This window comes from Streptococcus sp. 343_SSPC (genome assembly GCF_001072385.1).
GTDB lineage: Bacteria > Bacillota > Bacilli > Lactobacillales > Streptococcaceae > Streptococcus.
The window spans coordinates 21,090-37,333 of the sequence record NZ_JVKU01000027.1; the positions used below are offsets into that span (position 1 = coordinate 21,090).

Sequence of the window (16,244 nt, forward strand, 5' to 3'; positions counted from 1 at the left end):
TTCTCCTTAATCTATTTCCGTTCTATAAAATGGTGCATTCTTTTTTCGTTGATAGATCATGATGCTGATACCAAGTAGGATGAGGATCAGGGAAAGCCATTGTGATACTCGAATTCCCAAAAACATCAAGCTATCTGTCCGCATTCCTTCAATAATCATTCGACCAAAGCCATACCAGATTAGATAGAAAGCAGTAATTTCGCCCTTTCTCAACAGTTTCGGACGACGACGCAAGTAAAGAATCAGTACAAAACCAAGCAAGTTCCAACAAGATTCATATAAGAAGGTCGGTTGACGGTAATGTCCATCGATAAACATCTGATTACGAATGAAAGAAGGTAAATAATCTAAATTCTTAACAATGGCTCCGTAGGCTTCTTGGTTAACAAAATTGCCCCAACGGCCAATACTTTGAGCAATCATGACACTCGGTGCAGCGATATCTAAGAAATCAACTGGATCAATCAAACGACTGCGTGAAAATAGGTAGAGGACTAGAGCCCCTGCCAGGAGTCCACCATAGATAGCAATCCCACCGTTCCATACGGCAAAAATCTCTCCTGGGTGTTCCCTGTAATAAGACCATTGAAAAATAACATAGTAAAGACGAGCCCCTATGATTGCTACTGGAAAAGCAATCAGAATGAAATCAATAATATCGTCTGACTCTATCCCTTTACGAGGGGCTTCTTTCATAGACAGGATAACCGCCAAAAGGAGACCGAGGACGATACAAATCGCATACCAGCGAATGCTAAAGGGACCAAGTTGAATGGCTACTGGATTCATACTTTCACCTCATTCTGATCAATCAACTGGGTCAATCGATCTTCAAAGGTTTTAGTAGCATCATATCCCATTTCTTTGGCGCGGTAGTTCATCGCAGCTGCTTCAATGACAACGGAAATATTGCGACCTGTCTTAACAGGGATGCGAATTCTTGGAATAGTCACTCCACAGAACTCAATTTCTTCTGCATTATTGCCAAGACGATCGTAGGTTTGTTCCTTGGTGTAGTTTTCTAAATAGACCGCGATTTGAACCTGTGAAGAATCTTTCACAGCACTGGCACCATAGAGACTCATGACATCAATAATCCCTACTCCCCGAATCTCTAACATATGGCGTAGAATTTCAGCGGGCTCACCCCACAAGGTCATCTCATCACGGGCGAAGACATCTACCCGGTCATCTGCTACCAAACGATGGCCTCGTTTGACGAGCTCTAACCCAGTCTCACTCTTCCCGATTCCACTATCTCCTTGGATCAGAACCCCCATGCCATAGATATCCATCAAGACACCATGGACACTAGTTCTTTCCGCAAGGAGAGAATCTAGGTAGCTTGACAGTTCACCAGACAGGCGACTAGTTGGAACGCGACTGCTTAAAATCGCGATTTGCTTTTCCTCAGCGGCGCGAAGCATTTCTTCGGGAACCTCTAGATCCCGCGCGATGATGAGTACCGGTGTTTCCGGCTGGAACATCTTTCTCAAAACTTGGTGACGATTGTGGGAGGTCATCTTGATGAGGTAAGACCACTCTTTCATCCCAACCAATTGAATTCGTTCTGGAGTATAGTAATCAAAATATCCTGTCATTTCAAGTCCAGGACGTGAAATATCTGCCGTTGTGATTTCTTTTTCAAATAGGCTTTCATTGCCGTACACAACCTTCAAACGAAGCTTATCAATTAAATCTCGGACTGTTATTGCCATAGGCTTCTCCCTTTTTGTTTTCTCTTACTATTATAGCAAATTATCCCAGGTAAGACTTGCTCAAGCATCTTTTTTTAGTATCGAAACTGATGCTATTATTCTCACACTCATTCCAGTACTATTTGATGTTTCTCTTTATCCTTGTTATCCCATATTTCTATCGTTTCTTCATTTTAAAAAAAAGATGAGAGTGGGACAGAAATCGGTAATTCGTTAGAATTCGATTTCGTCGTCCCACCTCCGCACAGTTGAGTAGGGCTGTAAAAGCTGATGAAATCAGCGTAGTAGAGCTCACTCAACCACTGCGTCTTGCTCGATAATCCAAAGACAATTGAGAGGCTAGGACTTTTGTCCCAGCCTCACATTCTTATTCGATTCATGAAAATTCTTTAAAAGAATGGATCATCGTCTTTGATTACCTGTGCATCCTTCCGTTTGCGAGGTCCGAGGCCATACTCTTCTCTTTCAAGGTCTTCTTTATACGGCAAGGAGAAGGCACACAGGCAATAAATAGCCAAGCCTACAAGCCCATAAGCATGAAAGATACTAAAGAGCACAAAGAGAAAACGCAATAGGTTTGCATCGAGCCCAAATCGATCCGCTAGTCCAGCAAATACTCCGAAAACGATTCTGCCTCGACGTAATTTATAAAAAGTTGGATTCAAGGGCCTACCTCCTATTATTTTAGAACAGTATATCCCGAAATCAAGTCACTGTCATCCGACTCAAGGCCGATTTCCTGGATCAATTGTCCCTTGATACTTAAGTAGTCCTCGACACCGCCCACAGCGGTACTTTTGCAGATCAATCTGCCGCTTTCTCCTGAATTCTTGCCCACAGCTCGTACAAACATAAATCTTATAGTTTCCCTTATCAACTGAAGGGGCATACCGCAAGCCGTCTACTTCTCTAAGCAAGGTCTTGAAGTCCTGATCCTGATGGCGATAGCCCTTTTTCATATAGTAGAGATGGTAGTGACACAACTCATGACGGACAATCTTTCGAAAAATTTCCCAGCCATATATCTCTAGGATTCTAGGATTGAAATCCAGATGGCCATCTTTAGGAAAGAAGCGACCGCCGGTCGAACGCAAGCGAGGATTCCAGATGGCTTGGTGAAGAAAAGGGCGACCAAAATCTTCCAGCGATACTTCTTGAACGTATTTAGTCAGATTCATGTGGTGCCAAGAGGGAAAGATTTACTTTTTCCCGTTCTAAATCAATCTTGTAGACCCAAACGGTCACTAGGTCACCAACTGAAACAACTTGACTTGGATGCTTGATAAATTGCTGACTCATCTGTGAAATGTGGATCAAACCATCTTCATGAATCCCAATATCGACAAAGGCTCCAAAGTCAACAACATTGCGGACAACTCCTTCTAATTTTTGACCAATCTTCAAGTCTTTCAAATCAAGAACATCCTGGCGTAGGACAGGAGCATCAAAAGAATCACGTAAATCGCGACCTGGTTTGAGAAGATCTGCGACAATATCTTTCAAGGTTTCAGGACCAATTTCAAGTTCCTGGGCCATAGAAACCGTGTCAATTTGTTTCAATTTGGCTTGGGCCTCTTCATCCATTTCCGTGATCCCTAGTAAGGTAAAGAGCTTCTTCACTGCAGGGTAACTTTCTGGATGGACCCCTGTCCGATCGAGGAAATTCTCACTTTCTGGGATCCGTAAGAAACCAGCTGCTTGTTCAAAGGCCTTGGCTCCCAGACGAGGAACTTTTTTGATCTGTGCCCGAGAGGTGATCAACCCTTCTTCTTCCCGGTACTTCACGATGTTCTCAGAAATGGTTTTATTGAGACCAGCCACGTGGGACAAGAGGGCTGGACTAGCAGTGTTAATATTAACCCCGACTTGGTTTACCACGGTATCAACTACAAAATCAAGGCTTTCAGATAATTTCTTCTGGCTGACATCATGCTGGTACTGGCCGACTCCAATTGATTTTGGATCAATCTTAACCAACTCAGCCAGTGGATCCTGCAACCGACGGGCAATGGAGATGGCTGAGCGCTTTTCAACCGTCAGTTCTGGAAACTCATGGCGAGCCAATTCACTAGCTGAATAGACAGATGCCCCGCTCTCGTTCACAATGACATAGCTGACATTTGGAACTTCCTTGAGAACTTCCGCAACAAAGGCTTCGCTCTCTCGACTAGCCGTCCCGTTCCCGATCGCAATGATTTCCACACCGTATTGACGAATCAGTCGTTTCAGTTCTTCTTTGGCTGCTTCAATTTGTGCTGGTTTAGCCGGCGCAACAGGGTAAATCACCTGGGTGGTCAACATCTTTCCTGTCTGATCGACAACAGCTAATTTAGCTCCTGTTCGAAAAGCTGGGTCAAATCCCAAGACCACGCGCCCCTTGAGGGGAGCAATCAGCAAAAGGTGACGAAGATTTTCAGAGAAAAGCTGAATGGCTCCATCTTCTGCCACTTCTGTCAGTTCTGTCCGAATTCGACGCTCCATAGCTGGAAGCATTTTCTTTTTCAGAGCCTGGTTAATGACTTCTTCAATGTAGCTATTCTTCGATTTAAATCGGGCTTCAAAATGACGAATCAAACGGTCTACAGGATGCTCAAATCCAACCTTTAATACCCCTAATTTCTCTCCACGGTTTAAGGCAAGGGTTCGGTAGCCCTGCATGTTTGCAATCTTCTCAGAAAAATCATAATAGATTTGGAAGACCTGCTTCTCGTCTTTGCTCTCATCCTTCAAGCTAGAGGTGATTAAAGAGTGTTTGCGAATCTCCTGGTAGGTAAGGTTGCGCAATTGTGGATCTTCTGCAATAGCTTCGACCAAGATATCGATAGCACCAGAGATTGCATCCTTTACAGTTGGAAATCCTTCAGATAGGAATTCTTCTGCTGCTGTTTCCAAGTCCTTTTGATCTTGCAGAATCATCCGAGCAAGTGGAAAAAGTCCTGCCTCACGCGCAATGGTTGCCTTGGTCCGGCGTTTTTCCTTATAGGGAAGATACAATTCTTCCACATCCGCCAAATTTTCAGCTTGCTCAATTGCTTCTTTTAAGGCTGGGGTCAGTTTCCCAAGCTCTTCAATCTTAGCGAGAACAGTTTCTTTCCGATCGGCTAAGGCTGTTAAAGACTTGTCCATGTCGATAATAGCTTTGATGGCTACTTCATCTAAATTACCCGTAGCATCTTTTCGATACCGAGCGATAAAGGGGATGGTGGATCCCTCTGCTGTCAAGGTCAAAACAGTATCAATTTGTTTGAGACTGACGCCCAATTCTTGGGCTATTTTTTCATATTTTTCCATAGCTTCTATTATACCATAGAAGGCCTTCTATACTGCTTTTTCATCTTACTTTTAGACTTGATTTTCCCCTCTTTTATGAGAATTTGATATAATGAGAAAAAAAGAAAAGGAGGCCTATCATGGCGATTAAATTTTCAAAAACAGACGATTTAGACAAACTCTTTGAGGAATTTGCTGTCTTCCCAGATCCCCCTCAAGTCACTTTACCAGATGACAAGAAGAATGAGAAAGCAGGGGAAAAAGAGCAGAAGGATTCTAACAAATGAGTTTCTTCCAACAACTGCCAACCAGTGTCCTTCAGGCTGGAGCGATTTTTCTTTCGATTATGATTGAAGCCCTTCCCTTTGTTTTAATTGGAAGTATCATTTCAGGGGCGATTGATGTCTACATTACCCCTGAAAAAGTCTACCGAGCCCTTCCCAAAAATAAATGGGGGAGAATTCTATTTGGGACCTTGATTGGCTTTATTTTCCCTTCCTGTGAGTGTGGTATCGTCCCCATCATCAATCGCTTTTTAGAGAAGAAGGTACCTAGCTATACAGCTGTGCCCTTCCTAGTGACAGCCCCGGTTATTAATCCCATTGTCCTCTTTGCCACTTATTCTGCCTTTGGCAATTCTATTCAAATGGCTTTCTTACGAGCGATCGGCTCTATCCTGGTGGCGACTGTTCTGGGAATTTTCCTAGGTTTTTTCCAAACAGCTTCTATTCAACGGGCCAACCGCAAGGAAGTCCATCTTCATGACTTTTCAAAACTATCTGCCGGTCAACGCTTCTTCCAAGTGTTTGTGCAGGCCATTGACGAGTTTTTCGACACTGGACGCTATCTGGTCTTCGGTTGTTTATTTGCCAGTGTGGTTCAGGTTTATGTGCCAACTCGCGTGCTAACTTCTATTTCAGCGACGCCACTCCTAGCCATACTCCTCCTTATGCTTCTCTCCTTCCTCCTCTCCTTGTGTAGTGAGGCGGACGCTTTTATCGGCTCTTCCCTTCTCTCGAGTTTTGGCTTAGCTCCCGTTTTAGCCTTTCTGGTTATCGGACCTATGTTAGACGTCAAGAACCTCTTGATGATGAAGAATTATCTGACCAATCGCTTTATTGTCCAATTCATTAGCATCGTCAGTCTCGTTGTCTTGGTTTATGCTTGGTTTGTGGGGGTGGTCCTATGATTCGATTTCTCATTTTAGCAGGCTATTTCGAAATTACTATGTATTTGCAGCTTTCTGGTAAGCTAAACCAATACATCAATATGCACTATTCTTATTTAGCCTATATCTCTATGATTCTTTCCTTCCTCTTGGCTGTTGTCCAGCTCTATATTTGGATGAAGAATCTGCCCGTTCATAGTCACCTCACCAGTAAAAAAGCCAAAGTCATGAGTATTCTTCTGCTCCTGATTCCCTTGATTGTAGGGATTGGCTTCCCGACAGTGACCTTGGATTCCCAAACGGTTTCAGCCAAGGGCTATCATTTTCCCATCGCGGCTGGCTCTTCCAAAGATATTCAAAATGATGAGGGGACAACCAACCAATACCTCAAGCCAGATACTAGCAGTTATTTTACCAAGTCTGCTTATGAATCTGAGATGAGGGCTGCAGCCAAGAAGTACCTCAAGCAAGATCATATCCAGATCACGACAGAAAACTATATGGAAGTCATGGAAGTGATCTACGACTATCCAGATGAATTTGCTGGAAAAACCTTTACCCTAACCGGCTTCATTTATAAGGATCCCCAGGATCCGGGCAGTCAGTTCCTTTTCCGTTTTGGAATTATCCACTGTATCGCTGATTCAGGAGTCTATGGTTTGTTAACCAAAGGAGCCTCCCAAACCTATGACGATAATACCTGGGTCCAGGCTACTGGAACTCTCAAGATTCAATACCATAAACAACTTGGCCAAACCCTTCCTATCTTAGAAATAAAGGAAGCCCACTCAGTAGAAAAACCTACGAATCCTTATGTCTATCGGGTCTTCTAAAGGACGTTAAACATCTCTCGGTTGTGACCTTTCGGTCCAACCTTTTTTAGTGGCTTCTTCCACTTTCATTCTCTTTTAAAGTCCGAATCCTTTTACTTTCAAAGAGAAATTTTCTGAATTTTATGGTAGAATATGGTTTATCAAGTTAGAAAATAGGTATGAACATGTCCTCAAAAGTAATTGTAACCATTTTCGGGGCCAGTGGAGATTTAGCTCAACGCAAACTCTACCCTTCCCTTTTTAGACTCTATAAAGCCGGAAATCTTTCCGAGCATTTTGCAGTGATAGGAACTGCTCGTCGACCTTGGAGCAAAGAATACTTTGAATCCGTTGTCGTTGAATCCATTTCGGATTTAGCAGACAGTCCTGAACAGGCGCAAGAATTTGCCAGCCATTTTTACTACCAAAGCCACGATGTCAATGATACGGAGCACTACATCAAGCTTCGTGAACTTCAAAATCAGCTCAACGATACCTACCAAGCTGAACATAATAAACTCTTCTTCTTATCCATGGCACCTCAATTCTTTGGTACGATTGCCAAACATTTGAAATCTGAAGGCATTGTGGATGGAAAAGGCTTTGAGCGTTTGATCGTTGAAAAACCATTTGGAACGGATTTGGAAACAGCTAGTCAGCTCAACAAAGAACTGGAAGAAACCTTTGAGGAAGAGCAAATTTTCCGGATCGACCATTATCTTGGTAAAGAAATGATCCAGTCCATCTTTGCCCTCCGCTTTGCCAACCTAATTTTTGAAAACATCTGGAATCGTGACTATATCGACAATGTTCAAATCACTTTCGCAGAACGACTAGGAGTCGAAGAACGTGGTGGCTACTATGATGAATCTGGTGCCCTTCGCGACATGGTCCAAAACCATACCCTTCAACTGCTTTCTCTTTTAGCTATGGACAAACCAGCCTCCTTCACCAAGGAAGATATCCGTAAAGAGAAGGTGAAAGTCTTTGAACAATTGGTCAACCCATCTGATGAAGAATTAAAGAAACTATTTATCCGAGGTCAATACCGTTCTGGAAAAATTCAAGGGAAAAAGGACATCTCTTACCGTAGTGAACCAAATGTCAACCCTGAATCCATGACCGAGACCTTTGCCTCTGGAGCCTTCTTTGTGGATAGCGATCGCTTCCGTGGAGTACCTTTCTTCTTCCGTACAGGAAAACGTCTGACCAAGAAGGGTACCCATGTGAATGTCGTCTTCAAACAAATGGACTCTATTTTTGGTCAGGAAATTGCACCAAATGTGCTCACCATCTACATTCAACCAAATGAAGGTTTCTCTCTCAGTGTCAACGGAAAAGAAGTTGGCGAGCAGTTCCAGATTGCTCCCATTTCCTTCGACTATGTAACAGAAGCTACTGCAACTGGTGCTTCTCCAGAGCCTTACGAAAAATTGATCTATGATGTCTTGAACAATGACTCAACCAACTTCAGCCACTGGAACGAAGTTAGAGCCTCTTGGAACTTAATTGACCGAATCGAACACATGTGGGCTGAAAATCAAGTCCCTCTTCATGAATATAAATCTGGAACCATGGGACCTCAAGCTTCCTTTGACCTCTTGAAGGATTACAATGCGGAATGGGTCTGGCAACCAGCAATTGAAGAATAAATTGTCCGACTGACTAAAAGTGCAACTTAAAAACTCATCTCTTTCTTGAGATGAGTTTTTTTGTTTATATCAAGCCTTCTAACAAGCCACGCATAAAGTTTTCAGAATTGAATTCACCGATGTCATCGATTTTTTCACCAAAACCGATTAACTTCACTGGGATATCCAATTCTTCTCGAATAGCAAGAACCACTCCTCCTCGAGCTGTTCCATCAATCTTAGTGAGGACGATACCAGTAATCGGCGTGATCTTAGAGAATTCCTTGGCTTGAACCAGGGCATTTTGTCCTGTAGACGCATCCAAGGCCAAGAAGGTTTCATGAGGGGCTGTAGGATCCACGCGCTTGATAATGCGACCGATTTTTTCTAATTCAGCCATCAGATTGTCTTTATTCTGAAGGCGACCAGCCGTATCAATCATCAAAACATCGACTTGTTCTGCCACTGCTCGTTCCATCCCATCAAAGACCACACTTGCAGGATCTGATTTTTCAGGACCTGTGACAACGGGCACATCCACACGGCGTCCCCATTCAGCCAACTGAGCAACAGCTCCTGCCCGGAAGGTATCTGCTGCGACTAGCATCACTTTTTTCCCTTCCTTCTTGTACTTATGAGCTAGTTTTCCGATAGAAGTGGTTTTCCCAACGCCATTCACTCCGACAAAGAGCATGACGGTCAAACCGTCCTTAAAGTTGATTTGCTCATTGTATTGGCCATCTTTTTCATAGAGATCCACCAATTTTTCAATGATCACGCGACGCAAGGCATCCGGCTTTTTGGCATTTTCCAAGCGTGCTTCATAGCGGAGCTCTTCGGTCAGATTCGAAGCGACCTGGACCCCTACGTCACTCATAATCAAGAGTTCTTCTAACTCTTCAAAAAATTCTTCATCGACAGAACGGAAGTTAGCAAAAAATGCATTAAGCGCAGCACCAAATCCAGTCCGAGTTTTCTTCAAGCTTCGATTGTATTTTTCTTGAACCGTTTCTGTTGGTTGAGCAATTTCTGGCTCACTTGTCGTTTCTTCTACTAGAGGCTCTTCTTCAACCTCTTCTGAAATTTCAGGTTCGCTAGCAGCTTCCTCTACTGACAATTCTGCTTCAAGCTCTTCTGTATCTTCAGGTTCGCTAGTTGTTTCTTCTACTGGAGTGTCTTCTTCAAACTCTCCTGTTTCTTCCTCTGAACTTTCAGTAGTTGCTTCTTCAATTACTTCCTCGGGTTCTTTGGAAAGACTTGAAGTCTCATCCTCTGTTTCATTCTTTGCAAAAATATCCTCATCAAAGGCTTCTTGGGCAAGATCTGATGAAGAATTCAGAGGCTCTTCTTCAAGATTCTCTTCTTGTAATGTTTCTACTTCTATAGTCTGTTCTTCAGGAACAGGAGCAGGTTCGGTTACTTCCTCAGGAGAGGTAGCTTGCTCTAGTTGAGAAGAGCCCTTTTCCTCGATAGCTGTTTCCTGATTTACAGGCTCTTCTGAAGGAACTTCTTCTTCAATAGATGCTGTCGACTCTTGCGATGATCGCGCTGATTCGGCAGCCATTCGCTCTTTTAATTCTGCATAGTAGGCTTCCATTGCCGAAATCTTTGCTTCATCACTTTGTGAAGCCTTTTGAGATACCGGCTCAGCTGGCGAGCTTGCTTTCTCAGGGCTTTCCACAAGCTCTTCTGTAAGATCCTGAACTTGTGGTTTTGTTTCTTCTTTTCTTCCAAATAGTCGGTCAAATAATCCCATTATTGACCCTCCTTCAATACATATTCTTCAATCGCTCTTCCGACTGCATCTTCATCATTGGTGTAGTCTGAGACTAGTGTGGCAATCTCTTTCACCTTATCCACCGCATTAGCCATGGCGATTCCTAGGCCTGCCCATCTTAACATGCTGGCATCGTTGGCTTCATCTCCACACGCCATGACTTGGCTAGCATCGATTCCTAAATACTCCACCAAAGCTTCCAAGCCTCGATCCTTTTGAACGCCTTTGGGGCACCATTCCAAGAGCATGTCTCTGGATTTAAAAATCTCAAAACGCTCCCTTAATTCAGGAGAAATCTTTGGAATAGCGCCATCCAAATAGTCCTGTTGAAAGGCCGTTACACACTTATTGTAGGAAATCTGACTGGACAAATCTTCAATAGAAACGGGAATAAAGTTCAAGTAAGGATTATAGAGAGGGTAAAGAGATTCTTGATCAGATACAAGTGTATAAACAACCCCTTCGCTGATGGCATCTAGGGGCAAACCAAGGGCCTCTGTCTCCTCATAAATACGGACGACATCATCACGAGAGAAAACTGTCTTCGCAATGATCTCCCCTGTATTCTTTTGTACCAAGCCACCATTAAACGTAATGGTGTATTCATCTGACAAGCCGGCAGTCCCAATCTCTTGAAGCAGAAAATCCATAGCCTTGAGGGGACGACCCGTCGTCAAAACTACCTTGACCCCTTTTTCTTGAGCTGCACGAATGGCAGCTAAGTTCCGAGGGGAGATTTTCTTATCTGAGTTTAAGAGAGTACCGTCCAAGTCTAGTGCGATAACCTTAATCTGACTCATAATTCTTCCTCCATGAAGCGAAGGACAGATCCTGTCGAATGGTGAGCTAATACTTTTTCAGCCAATTCCAAAATCTCTGGACGGGCATTTTCTGGCGCAATTGGATGGCCAACAACCTGCATCATATGAAGATCATTGAGGTTATCCCCAAAAGCTAGGACTTGATCTCGACTAATGCCTAGCTGATCCATTAGTGCTTGGATGGCGACTCCCTTGTCCACATAATCCAAGACAATATCAATGCACTCATAACCAGTGGTCATAGCCTTAACACCCTCAACATTTTGGGTAACCCAGGCTTCCCCTTCCGCTAATACTTCTTGGTCAAAATTGGTGGTCATCTTAAAGACAAGATCATCAATTTCTGAAAAATCAGACACCATTTGAATATTTTCATTGTAGTTTTGTGAAGCAGCTAGATAGTCTGGATCAACGGTTTTTAGAACATAGCTCCCACGTTTTCCCGTTAACAAGCACTTATTTTTATCAAAATAAGGACTTTCTTGTAACTTGGCAAACATGGCTTGGTAAAATTCAGGACTCATGGTCGCTTCATAGACATCTTCACCATGAAACTCAACAACACTGCCGTTTTCAGCTATAAAAATAATCTGATCCTGAACCTCTTTAAAGATTGTCTTCAAAGAGAGGAGAGGCCGACCACTTGCTGCCGCAAAGTAGATCCCTTTTTCTTGAAACTTCTTTAATACCTTTAGGAATAAAGCTTGATCAAATTGATGATTTTCATCCAAAAAGGTCCCATCCATGTCTGTTGCGACTAATTTAATTTCCATTATCCATTCCTTCTATATCTTTCAGCTTCACAGATACAATCTTAGAGACTCCAGATTCTTGCATGGTCACTCCGTAGATGGAATCTGCTGCCGCCATGGTTCCCTTACGGTGGGTGACCACAATAAACTGACTTTCCTTATCAAAACGATTGAGGTAATCCCCAAAACGTTTAACATTGGCCTCGTCTAGAGCCGCTTCTACCTCATCCAAGATGACAAATGGAATAGTCTTGACACGAATGATTGAGAAGAGCAGCGCCAATGCTGACAAAGCTTTCTCCCCACCACTCATCAAATTCAAGGATTGAATTTTCTTACCTGGCGGTTGAACAGAAATCTCGACCCCAGCAGACAAGAGATCCCCATCCGTCAAGATGAGATCTGCTGATCCTCCCCCAAACATCTGTTTAAAGGTTATTCGGAAGGATTCACGAATCGCTTCAAACGTAGACTTAAAGCGTTCTTTCACCTCATCATTCATGTCATTAATGGTTTCAAGAAGAAGATTCTTCGCTGCCAAGACATCTTCTCGTTGACTGGAAAGGAAATCAAACCTAGTCTTGACCTCATCGTATTGTTCGATAGCATCAATATTGACAGGTCCTAAGGCTTTAATCGCTTTCTCCAAGTCTTTTAAGACTTGCTCAGACTGAGCTAGATTTTCTAGTTCGTTGGCCTGATTAGATGCCTCTTCAAAACTCATCTTGAATTCATCGGTCAGAGCTAACATCAATTTATTTAGCTTATCCGCCAAGCGATCACGATTGGATTCTGCTTTGGCCTGTAGGCGAATCCACTCCTCATTTTGACGACGGGCTTGTTCCATATGACCCGCTACATCTTCAGACTGGCCTTCCAAATCCTCTAATTCAAATTGCTTACGAATCACAGCTTGCTCCAGAGCGGTTTTCTCTTGAAGGGTTGCTTGCAGTTGTTTTTCAAGGACAGAAACATCGATTTGCTCATGTCGATCTTCTCCCTGCTCAATCGCATATTGGAGAGCTTGGATTTCCCGTTCAGTAGAAGCCAACTCTTGCTGCAAGCGTTCGGAATCTGTCTGGTCATAGGTCAATCGACTCTTCAACTCTGTTTTTTGTAATTGAAGCTTGGCAATGGCTACTCGTAAATTTTCAATTTTCTCAACAACGACATCTTTATTGAGCTTGACTTCTTCAATCTCAGCAGTGACTTGCTCTTTTTCCGCCTCAATTTCTTTCAGCCGCGCTTGCAAGTGATCCCGTTTTTGGAGGAGCTCCTGGTCGCTACCTTCATCCAGCTCTGTACGGATAAGTTCTAACAGTTCTTGGGCATCCAAGAGTTGCTGGTGAGCTTGCTCAAAAGCTAATTGAAGGCGTTGCTCTTCTAGTCGCGCCACTTCTCCTTGGCCTTTCAAAGATTCTAGTTTTTCTTGTGATTGGCTCACTTGGTCCTGTTGCTCTTGAACCTGCCCTTCTACTTCTCGCAAGTTCTTCTGAAGAGAGGCCAATTCTTGGTGCAAGCGATCCAGTTCTGGCTTGATAAAAATCGAATTATTGGTTCGATTCGCTCCCCCTGCATAGGAACCACCCGTGCGCAGTTCGGTTCCATCGAGCGTCACGATACGAACTTGGTAGGCAACTTTGCGAGCAGCCGACTTGGCGTGCTCAATTGTATCAAAAATAGCTGTGACACCCAAAAGGTTTTGAAAAATCGACTCGAGGGAAGGATCATAGTCCACCAAACTGCTAGCCATCCCTAGGAACCCTGGACAGGCTTCAATCAGTTCTTGATTCTTTCCTGCAAGGTGACGTGGTTTAATGGTTGTCAAAGGAAGGAAGGTTGCCCGACCCGAGCGATTCTTCTTCAGATGTTCGATTGCCCGTGTTGCTGCTCCTTCGTCTTCTACGATAATATGCTGACTGCTAGCTCCTAGAGCAATCTCTAAGGCAGTCTGATACTCTGGTGAGAAGGAAAGTTTTTCACTGACAGCTCCCACGATCCCACCTAAGCGAGCCGCTTCTTGCAAGACACTCTTTACGCCCGCATAAAAATTACTATGATTTTTTTGAATCGCCTCTAAACTGTTAATGCGAGCCTGTTTTTCCTTACTTTGATCCAGTAAATCAAACATCTTGGCTTGCGCTTCTTGATAAGCCTGGCGAGCTTCCTCAAACCGTTTTGCCTCTGATTGATAGGTCTCAAGCAAGTGTTTCAGATGCTCTTGAGCTACTTGATAAGCTTCTTGAGCAACCTGGTCTTTTTCCTGCAATTCTCTTACGATTTGAACTTGCTTTTGAAAGTCTTCTTTCTTGCTCTGAGATAATTGAGCTGAGGCTTCCAGTTGATTTTCAATGGTTGTTAATTCGTTTGATCGCTCCGCTTCATCCTGCATCAAGGCCACGTATTTTTCACGTAAATAATCGATTACCTGATCTGGATCTTCTGAGAAGCTGGCCAACTCTTTCTCCAGACCTTCCAGAGCTACTTGGCTCTTTTGTAGTTCTTCTTGAAGACTCTTTGTATTGGCTTGTTTTTCTTCCAACTGGTTCCGAAGAACTTGTAGGCGCACTTCCAGACTATTGACCCGCTCTTGATTTTCCTGACGACTTCGAGCGACCTGTTGGGACTCCAAGCGTGCCAATTCGATTTGTTTCTCCAAATCACTTAAGAGACGAGTCAATTCCAAGAGGCTAGCTTGATCATCTGACAATTGGTGTTGAAGAGTCTGACGACTCTGTTTCAATCGGAGACTTTCCGCCTCATACTCTTCTCTTTTCTGGTAATAAGCCTTTAATTGCTCTTGGATGGAGGCTTCTTCTTGGACGGCTTGATCATAGTCTTTTTTATTGACTTCAATTTGTGCAATCAAAACATCCAAATAAAGAACCTGGCGTTGTTGATCCAATTCTAAGAAACGTTTGGCCACAAGGGCTTGCTTTTCAAGAGGTTTGATTTGCCCCTCTAACTCAAAAATAATGTCTTCTAGACGGTCCAAATTATCTTGTGTCTGAACCAACTTAGATTCTGTTTCCTTGCGACGCGTCTTAAATTTAAGAACCCCAGCAGCTTCCTCAAAAATAGCCCGTCTCTCTTCTGGTTTGGAATTAAAGATTTCTTCAACCTTCCCTTGAGAAATAATAGAGAAAGAATCTCTCCCAAGTCCAGTATCCATAAAGAGATCATGGACATCTCTCAAACGGACTTTCTTGCCATCAATCTTGTATTCACTATCACCCGATCGATAAATATGACGCTCCACGCGGATTTCTTTAGCAGCTTGTTTGATAAAGCCATCCCGGTTATCCAGTACTACCGTTACGCAGGCGTAGTTTAAGGGTTTCCGAGTTTCAGTCCCAGCAAAAATCACGTCCGGCATCTTGCCACCACGTAGGCTCTTGACACTCGATTCACCTAAGGCCCAGCGCAGACTTTCCGTAATGTTCGATTTTCCAGATCCATTAGGGCCAACCACTGCGGTTACCCCTTGGTCAAAGATGACTCGGGTCTTATCTGCGAAAGACTTAAATCCTTGAATCTCAATTTCCTTTAAATACATGAGGGATCCACCTTATTCTCCACTGCTTTTTTTGCTGCTTCTTGTTCTGCAGCCTTTTTAGACCGGCCACGTCCTTGACCGATGATTTTCCCATTGACAGACACTTGCACTTCAAACTCCTTGGCATGAGCCGGTCCTGATTCACTCGTCACCTCATAGGTAATCAAGACATCCCCATGGATTTGAAGGATTTCTTGCAAGCGCGTCTTATAGTCAATCACTTGCTCAAATTGACCTGCCTCGACTTTAGGAATCATGACTTGCTGAATGAAGTTCCGCACCATCTCTACTCCCTTATCCAAGAGTAAGGCGCCTAAAAAAGCTTCAAACAAATCTCCTAAGATGGTATCTCGGTTACGTCCACCAGATTTTTCCTCTCCCTTGCCAAGTTTGATAAATTGATCGAAACCACAATCACGGGAAAAACCTGCCAGGCTTTCCTCACGAACAATCATGGAACGCATTTTTGACAAATCTCCCTCTGGCTTACTTGGGTAGAGGGCAAATAAATATTCGGAAATCACTAACTGGAGAACAGCGTCTCCTAAAAATTCCAAACGTTCATTATGTGAAATTTTTAAGAGGCGATGCTCATTCGCATATGAGGTATGTGTAAAAGCTGTTTCCAACAATTCTGTATCGTCAAAAGTCAGCCGAAATTTCTCAGCAAGAAGGTTATATAAGGCTTGCATCACGTTACTACTTTCTTTCTTCATTTATGCATCTGGATTGAATCCTG

The 16,244-nt window shown here is 43.4% G+C and carries 14 protein-coding genes; 4 read left to right on the forward strand and 10 right to left on the reverse strand.

Annotation, left to right across the window (positions count from 1 at the left end; all coding sequences use genetic code 11):
• Positions 1–6: 6 nt before the first annotated feature.
• The 5 genes from lgt to ADH27_RS08685 all read right to left on the reverse strand — a co-directional run bounded on the left by lgt (position 7) and on the right by ADH27_RS08685 (position 5,009).
• Complete coding sequence (lgt, locus tag ADH27_RS08665; protein WP_048717396.1) at positions 7–789, reverse strand: prolipoprotein diacylglyceryl transferase; 783 nt, start codon at positions 787–789, stop codon at positions 7–9.
• Positions 786–1,718, reverse strand: coding sequence for an HPr(Ser) kinase/phosphatase (gene hprK, locus ADH27_RS08670; protein ID WP_023027089.1), 933 nt, complete (start codon positions 1,716–1,718; stop codon positions 786–788). The genes lgt and hprK overlap by 4 nt, the downstream gene beginning before the upstream one ends.
• 389 nt (positions 1,719–2,107) lie before the next feature.
• Positions 2,108–2,383, reverse strand: coding sequence for a PspC domain-containing protein (locus ADH27_RS08675; RefSeq protein WP_048717397.1), 276 nt, complete (start codon positions 2,381–2,383; stop codon positions 2,108–2,110).
• 60 nt (positions 2,384–2,443) lie between these two features.
• The gene (locus ADH27_RS08680) at positions 2,444–2,896 is read right to left on the reverse strand and encodes a SprT family protein (protein WP_048717399.1); all 453 of its coding nucleotides are present in this window, start codon (positions 2,894–2,896) and stop codon (positions 2,444–2,446) included.
• Positions 2,883–5,009 (reverse strand): Tex family protein, encoded by a 2,127-nt coding sequence (locus ADH27_RS08685; RefSeq protein ID WP_048717400.1) that lies wholly within the window; start codon positions 5,007–5,009, stop codon positions 2,883–2,885. The genes ADH27_RS08680 and ADH27_RS08685 overlap by 14 nt, the downstream gene beginning before the upstream one ends.
• 119 nt (positions 5,010–5,128) lie before the next feature.
• Between ADH27_RS08685 and ADH27_RS10360 the strand changes: the two genes are divergently transcribed.
• The 4 genes from ADH27_RS10360 (at position 5,129) to zwf (ending at position 8,620) form a co-directional block, all read left to right on the forward strand.
• Complete coding sequence (locus ADH27_RS10360; protein WP_023023895.1) at positions 5,129–5,275, forward strand: SPJ_0845 family protein; 147 nt, start codon at positions 5,129–5,131, stop codon at positions 5,273–5,275.
• Positions 5,272–6,177 carry a permease gene (locus tag ADH27_RS08690; RefSeq protein WP_048717403.1) on the forward strand — a complete coding sequence of 302 codons (906 nt, stop codon included), beginning with the start codon at positions 5,272–5,274 and terminating at the stop codon, positions 6,175–6,177. The genes ADH27_RS10360 and ADH27_RS08690 overlap by 4 nt, the downstream gene beginning before the upstream one ends.
• Positions 6,174–6,989 (forward strand): TIGR03943 family putative permease subunit, encoded by an 816-nt coding sequence (locus ADH27_RS08695; RefSeq protein ID WP_048717404.1) that lies wholly within the window; start codon positions 6,174–6,176, stop codon positions 6,987–6,989. The genes ADH27_RS08690 and ADH27_RS08695 overlap by 4 nt, the downstream gene beginning before the upstream one ends.
• A 164-nt stretch (positions 6,990–7,153) precedes the next feature.
• Complete coding sequence (gene zwf, locus ADH27_RS08700) at positions 7,154–8,620, forward strand: glucose-6-phosphate dehydrogenase (protein WP_048717406.1); 1,467 nt, start codon at positions 7,154–7,156, stop codon at positions 8,618–8,620.
• A 64-nt stretch (positions 8,621–8,684) separates the two neighbouring features.
• Here zwf and ftsY read toward each other — a convergent pair whose 3' ends face one another.
• The 5 genes from ftsY to rnc are packed head-to-tail and all read right to left on the reverse strand — an operon-like array spanning position 8,685 to position 16,197.
• On the reverse strand, positions 8,685–10,355 hold the full coding sequence (ftsY, locus tag ADH27_RS08705) for a signal recognition particle-docking protein FtsY (RefSeq protein ID WP_048717408.1): 1,671 nt from the start codon (positions 10,353–10,355) through the stop codon (positions 8,685–8,687).
• Positions 10,355–11,176 (reverse strand): Cof-type HAD-IIB family hydrolase, encoded by an 822-nt coding sequence (locus ADH27_RS08710; RefSeq protein WP_048689523.1) that lies wholly within the window; start codon positions 11,174–11,176, stop codon positions 10,355–10,357. Before ADH27_RS08710 ends, ftsY begins: the two co-directional genes overlap by 1 nt.
• Positions 11,173–11,970 (reverse strand): HAD family hydrolase, encoded by a 798-nt coding sequence (locus ADH27_RS08715; RefSeq protein ID WP_048689525.1) that lies wholly within the window; start codon positions 11,968–11,970, stop codon positions 11,173–11,175. The genes ADH27_RS08710 and ADH27_RS08715 overlap by 4 nt, the downstream gene beginning before the upstream one ends.
• Positions 11,960–15,505, reverse strand: coding sequence for a chromosome segregation protein SMC (gene smc / locus ADH27_RS08720; protein WP_048689528.1), 3,546 nt, complete (start codon positions 15,503–15,505; stop codon positions 11,960–11,962). The genes ADH27_RS08715 and smc overlap by 11 nt, the downstream gene beginning before the upstream one ends.
• Entirely contained in the window at positions 15,496–16,197 is a 702-nt protein-coding gene (gene rnc / locus ADH27_RS08725; protein ID WP_048689531.1) for a ribonuclease III, read from the reverse strand. Before rnc ends, smc begins: the two co-directional genes overlap by 10 nt.
• Positions 16,198–16,244: the final 47 nt, after the last annotated feature.

What these genes read in the sequence shown, in the direction of transcription:
- ADH27_RS08690 (WP_048717403.1), top strand. Translation starts at nt 5,272, where the DNA reads ATGAGTTTCTTCCAACAACTGCCAACCAGTGTCCTTCAGGCTGGAGCG.
- hprK (WP_023027089.1), bottom strand. Translation starts at nt 1,718, where the DNA reads ATGGCAATAACAGTCCGAGATTTAATTGATAAGCTTCGTTTGAAGGTT.
- ADH27_RS08695 (WP_048717404.1), top strand. Translation starts at nt 6,174, where the DNA reads ATGATTCGATTTCTCATTTTAGCAGGCTATTTCGAAATTACTATGTAT.
- ftsY (WP_048717408.1), bottom strand. Translation starts at nt 10,355, where the DNA reads ATGGGATTATTTGACCGACTATTTGGAAGAAAAGAAGAAACAAAACCA.
- ADH27_RS08710 (WP_048689523.1), bottom strand. Translation starts at nt 11,176, where the DNA reads ATGAGTCAGATTAAGGTTATCGCACTAGACTTGGACGGTACTCTCTTA.
- ADH27_RS08715 (WP_048689525.1), bottom strand. Translation starts at nt 11,970, where the DNA reads ATGGAAATTAAATTAGTCGCAACAGACATGGATGGGACCTTTTTGGAT.
- rnc (WP_048689531.1), bottom strand. Translation starts at nt 16,197, where the DNA reads ATGCAAGCCTTATATAACCTTCTTGCTGAGAAATTTCGGCTGACTTTT.
- ADH27_RS08680 (WP_048717399.1), bottom strand. Translation starts at nt 2,896, where the DNA reads ATGAATCTGACTAAATACGTTCAAGAAGTATCGCTGGAAGATTTTGGT.
- ADH27_RS10360 (WP_023023895.1), top strand. Translation starts at nt 5,129, where the DNA reads ATGGCGATTAAATTTTCAAAAACAGACGATTTAGACAAACTCTTTGAG.
- smc (WP_048689528.1), bottom strand. Translation starts at nt 15,505, where the DNA reads ATGTATTTAAAGGAAATTGAGATTCAAGGATTTAAGTCTTTCGCAGAT.
- ADH27_RS08685 (WP_048717400.1), bottom strand. Translation starts at nt 5,009, where the DNA reads ATGGAAAAATATGAAAAAATAGCCCAAGAATTGGGCGTCAGTCTCAAA.
- lgt (WP_048717396.1), bottom strand. Translation starts at nt 789, where the DNA reads ATGAATCCAGTAGCCATTCAACTTGGTCCCTTTAGCATTCGCTGGTAT.
- zwf (WP_048717406.1), top strand. Translation starts at nt 7,154, where the DNA reads ATGTCCTCAAAAGTAATTGTAACCATTTTCGGGGCCAGTGGAGATTTA.